Origin of the sequence: Arthrobacter agilis (genome assembly GCF_002953615.1) — a bacterium.
GTDB classification, from domain to species: domain Bacteria; phylum Actinomycetota; class Actinomycetes; order Actinomycetales; family Micrococcaceae; genus Arthrobacter_D; species Arthrobacter_D agilis_B.
On sequence record NZ_CP024915.1, the window covers coordinates 1,239,717 to 1,244,967 of the forward strand.

Consider the following 5,251-nt stretch of genomic DNA (forward strand, 5'->3'; position numbering starts at 1 on the left):
CCCGTGGCCGCCGCGAGATCGAGCGCGGGACGGAGCGACTCGAAGCCCAGGTAGGGGTTGAGCGTGACGGCGTCGGCGGCGAGGGGCCGGCCCTCCCCCAGCCACGCCTCCGCGTACGCCTGCATGGTCGAGCCGATGTCGCCGCGCTTCGCGTCGGCGATGGTCAGGACGTCGGCCTCCGCTGCGCGCACCAGGAGCGTCTCGAGGACGGCGAGTCCGCGTGCCCCGTGGCGCTCGTAGAGGGCCACCTGGGGTTTCACGGCCGCCGCCACGGGCCCGACGGCGTCGAGCACCGCGAGCGAGAACCGTTCGAGTCCGCCCGGCGAGTCCTCGAGCCCCCAGGCACCCAGCAGGGCGGGGTGGGGGTCGATGCCGACGCAGAGGCTGCCCCTGGCGGCGCGGGCCACGGCGAGCCGCTCCCCGAAGGGGGCGCGGCTCGCGGCGGCATCGGCCTCAGGAGGCATCGCGGGCCTCGGTGGAGGCACGCAGGTTCGCCGCGTGTTCCTGCAGGCTCGTGACGGACCACTCGTAGGAACGCATGGCCTCGATCGCCTGGACGGCGGCCCCCACCTCGGGGATGGTGGTGATGACCGGCAGCCCGTAGGAGGTCGCGGCCGCCCGGATCTCGTAGCCGTCTCCGCGCGCCTGGCCGCCCGAGGGCGTGTTGATGATCATGTCGATGCCGCCCTCGGTGATGAGGTCGACGACGGTGCCCCGGCCCTCGCCCGCTCCCTCGGCGACCTTGCGGACCGTGGTCGCCTGGATGCCGTTGCGGCGGAGGACGTCCGCGGTGCCGCCGGTCGAGACGATCTCGAAGCCGAGGTCCACGAGGCGCTTGACCGGCATGATGATCGAGCGCTTGTCGCGGTTCGCCACCGACACGAAGACCTTGCCGCTGACGGGCAGGGCCGCGTTGGCCGCGGCCTGGCTCTTGGCGAAGGCGGTGTCGAAGTACTTGTCGATCCCCATGACCTCGCCCGTCGAACGCATCTCCGGGCCCAGCAGCGAGTCCACCACGGTGCCCTCCGGCGTGCGGAAGCGGCTGAACGGCAGGACGGCCTCCTTGACGGACACCGGGGCGTCCAGCGGGAGGGATCCGCCGTCGCCCCGCGCGGGCAGCAGGCCCCGCGTGCGGAGCTCGGCGACCGTGACCCCGGTCCCGATGAGCGCGGCGCCCTTGGCGAGCTGCACGCCCGTGGCCTTCGACACGAAGGGCACGGTCCGCGAGGCGCGGGGGTTCGCTTCGAGGACGTAGAGCACGTCCGAGGCGAGGGCGAACTGGATGTTGATGAGTCCGCGGACGCCGACCCCTTCGGCGATGGCGAGCGTCGCCTCGCGGACGCGCTGCAGGACGTCGGCACCGAGTGTGATGGGCGGCAGCACGCACGCCGAGTCGCCGGAGTGGATCCCGGCCTCCTCGATGTGCTCCATGATCCCGCCGAGGTACATCTCCGTGCCGTCGTACAGGGCGTCGACGTCGATCTCGATGGCGTCCTCGAGGAAGCGGTCGATCAGCACGGGGTGCGCCTCGGTGATCTCCGTGGCGTTCGTGATGTAGCGGGAGAGGTTGGCCTCGTCGTAGACGATCTCCATGCCGCGGCCGCCCAGCACATAGGAGGGGCGGACGAGGACGGGGTAGCCGATGTCGTCGGCGATCGTCCTGGCGTCCTCGAAGGACACCGCGGTGCCGTTCTTCGGCGCGATGAGCCCGCCCGCGTCGAGGACGCGGCTGAAGGCCCCGCGGTGCTCGGCGAGGTCGATGGCCTCCGGCGACGTGCCGAGGATCGGGATGCCGGCGTCGGCCAGTTCCTGGGCGAGCTTGAGCGGTGTCTGGCCGCCGAGCTGCACGAACACGCCGAGCACGCCACCGGTACGCTGCTCCGCGGCGATGACCTCCAGGACGTCCTCGAGGGTCAGCGGCTCGAAGTACAGGCGCGTGGAGATGTCGTAGTCGGTGGAGACCGTCTCGGGGTTGCAGTTGACCATCACGGTCTCGTAGCCGGCCTCGCGCAGCGCCATGGTGGCGTGGACGCACGAGTAGTCGAACTCGATCCCCTGGCCGATCCGGTTGGGTCCGGAGCCGAGGATGATGATCGAGGGCTTCTCGTGCTGCTCCACCTCGTCCTCCTCGTCGTAGGACGAGTAGTGGTACGGCGTGTAGGCCGCGAACTCCGCGGCGCACGTGTCCACCGTCTTGAAGACCGGACGGATGCCGAGGGCGTGCCGGACACCGCGTACGACGGCGTCGGGGGTGGAGGTCAGCAGCCCGATCTGCTCGTCGGAGAAGCCGTGGCGCTTGGCGTGCCGCAGCACGTCCTCCGTCAGGTTCGGCGCCGAGCGCACCTCCTCGGCCACCTCGTTGAGGAGCACGAGCTGGTCGAGGAACCACGGATCGATCCCGGTGGCCTCGTACAGCCGCTCCACGCTCGCGCCGCCGAGCAGCGCGCGCTGCACCTGCGAGAGTCGTTCGGTGGTGGGGCGCTTCGCAGCCTCGACGAGGGCGTCGACGTCCTCGACCGCGACCGGGGCGAAGGACAGCTGGGAGCCCTTCTGCTCGAGGGAGCGGAGCGCCTTCTGGAGCGCCTCGGTGAAGTTGCGGCCCATCGCCATCGCCTCGCCGACGGACTTCATGGTGGTGGTGAGCGTGGGGTCGGCGGCCGGGAACTTCTCGAATGCGAACCGCGGGACCTTGACCACCACGTAGTCGAGCGTCGGCTCGAACGAGGCCGGGGTCTTCAGGGTGATGTCGTTCGGGATCTCGTCGAGCGTGTAGCCGAGGGACAGCTTCGTCGCGATCTTGGCGATCGCGAAGCCCGTGGCCTTCGACGCCAGCGCGGAGGACCGCGACACGCGCGGGTTCATCTCGATGACGACGACGCGCCCGGTGTCCGGCTCGACGGCGAACTGGATGTTGCAGCCGCCCGTGTCGACGCCGACCTCACGGATGACGGCGATGGAGATGTCGCGCAGTCGCTGGTACTCCCGGTCGGTGAGGGTCAGGGCCGGCGCCACGGTGATGGAGTCGCCGGTGTGCACGCCGACGGGATCGAAGTTCTCGATGGAGCAGACGACCACGACATTGTCGTTCTTGTCGCGCATCATCTCGAGCTCGTACTCCTTCCAGCCGAGGATGCTCTCCTCGAGCAGGACCTCGCTCGTGGGGCTGTACTGCAGGCCCTGGCCGACGATCCGGCGCAGGTCCTGCTCCGTGTACGCGAGTCCGGACCCGAGGCCGCCCATCGTGAACGAGGGACGGACGACCATCGGGTAGCCCAGGTCCTCCGCCGCCACGAGGGCCTCGTCGATCGAGTGGATGATGGCGGAGCGGGCGGACTCGGCACCGCAGCGCTCGACGACGCCCTTGAACTTCTCGCGGTCCTCGCCGAGCTCGATGGCGGCGATGTTCGCCCCGATCAGCTCGACGCCGAACTTCTCCAGGACGCCGTTCTTGTCGAGGGCGATGGCCGTGTTCAGCGCCGTCTGCCCGCCGAGGGTCGGCAGCAGGGCGTCCGGCCGCTCCTTCTCGATGATCTTCGCGACGACGTCTGGCGTGATCGGCTCCACGTAGGTGGCGTCCGCGAACTCGGGGTCGGTCATGATCGTGGCGGGGTTCGAGTTCACGAGGATGACGCGCAGGCCCTCCTCGCGCAGGACGCGCAGCGCCTGGGTTCCCGAGTAGTCGAATTCGGCGGCCTGGCCGATGACGATCGGCCCTGAGCCGATGACCAGGACGCTCTTGAGGTCGGTTCTGCGGGGCATCAGTTCTCTTCCTGCGTGGTGCTGCTCTGTTCTGCGGGGCTGTGCCGGGGCTGCGTGCCCGTCACCTTGGATCCGTGCGTGCCGAGTTCTGCGGCGGCCGCACGCTCGAGCGCCTCCGACTCGGAGGGGGCATCGAGGGCCGACGCCGCGCGGGCGTCGCCCGAGCCCGCGCGTTCCTTCTCGGTCTGCATGAGGTCGATGAAGCGGTCGAAGAGGTAGGCGGAGTCGTGGGGACCCGCCGCCGCCTCGGGGTGGTACTGGACGGAGAACGCGGGCAGGTCCAGGCACGCGAGGCCCTCGACGACGTCGTCGTTCAGGCTGACGTGGCTGACCTCGACGCGGCCGTAGCGTCCGGCGGGCGCCTCGACGGGGCCGTCGAGGGGCGCGTCGACCGCGAAGCCGTGGTTCTGCGACGTGATCTCCACCTTGCCGGTGCGGCGGTCCAGGACCGGCTGGTTGATGCCGCGGTGGCCGTAGCGGAGCTTGTACGTCCCGAAGCCGAGCGCGCGTCCGAGGATCTGGTTGCCGAAGCAGATGCCGAAGAACGGCATCCGCTCGTCGAGCACGCGCCGGAGGAGGTCCACCTGCGCGTCCGCGGTGGCCGGATCACCCGGGCCGTTGGACATGAACACGCCGTCGGGCCGCGCGGCCGCGATGTCCTCGAAGGTGGCGCCGGCCGGCAGGACGACAGTGCGTACGCCGCGCTGCGCGAAGTGCTTGGGCGTCATGGCCTTGATGCCGAGATCCAGCGCGGCGATCGTCGCCACCGTCTCGCCTGTCCAGCCGTGGTCGGCCGGCTCGACGACGTACGCGGCGTCGATGCTGACCTCGTCGGCCAGGCGCGCGCCCGCCATGGACGGCTGGGCGACGACCTGCTCGAGCAGCCGGCCCTCCGGCTGCGAGGCGTCCTCGCCGGAGAAGATCCCGGCACGCATGGCGCCGCGCTCGCGCAGGTGGCGGGTGATGGCGCGCGTGTCGACGCCCTCGATCCCGACGACGCCCTGCTCGCGCAGCTGGTCGTCGAGGCTCTGCTCGGAGCGCCAGTTCGACGGGCGCCGTGCGGCGTCGCGGATGATGTACCCGGCCACCCAGATCCGCCGGGACTCGGCGTCGTCGGCGTTGACCCCGGTGTTGCCGATGTGGGGCGCCGTCTGGACCACCAGCTGGCGTGCGTAGGAGGGGTCGGTGATGGTCTCCTGGTAGCCGGTCATGCCGGTGGCGAAGACGGCCTCGCCGAGGGCGGTGCCCTCGGCGCCATAGGCGCGGCCGCGGAAGGTCCGCCCGTCCTCGAGGACGAGCACCGCGGGTGCCTTCCGATGGACCGGTGCCTTGGATTGGACGGTGCTCACAGCTGTTCCCTGCCTTCGGGGGTCGGTGGAGTTCGGTGGTGGGTCGTAGCGGGGGGTGGGGCCGGCACGAGCGCCGCGACGGCGGCGACGAGCTGGGCCTTGGAGGCGGCATGGCGGGTCCGGAAGCCCGTATCGACCCGCTC

The 5,251-nt window shown here is 70.8% G+C and carries 3 protein-coding genes; all 3 read right to left on the reverse strand.

Annotated features, from left to right (window positions below; translation table 11 throughout):
- Positions 1-464, reverse strand: a 464-nt coding sequence (pyrF, locus tag CVO76_RS17290) for an orotidine-5'-phosphate decarboxylase (RefSeq protein ID WP_244186234.1), incomplete at its 3' end; no start/stop codon positions are given.
- On the reverse strand, positions 454-3,759 hold the full coding sequence (gene carB, locus CVO76_RS05935; protein WP_208741202.1) for a carbamoyl-phosphate synthase large subunit: 3,306 nt from the start codon (positions 3,757-3,759) through the stop codon (positions 454-456). The genes carB and pyrF, both read right to left, overlap by 11 nt.
- Positions 3,759-5,108, reverse strand: a complete 1,350-nt coding sequence (gene carA / locus CVO76_RS05940; RefSeq protein ID WP_208741204.1) for a glutamine-hydrolyzing carbamoyl-phosphate synthase small subunit — start codon at positions 5,106-5,108, stop codon at positions 3,759-3,761. The genes carB and carA overlap by 1 nt, the downstream gene beginning before the upstream one ends.
- Positions 5,109-5,251 lie beyond the last annotated feature (143 nt).

Coding starts and splice junctions, on each gene's coding strand:
- carB (WP_208741202.1), bottom strand. CDS start 3,759: ATGCCCCGCAGAACCGACCTCAAGAGCGTCCTGGTCATCGGCTCAGGG.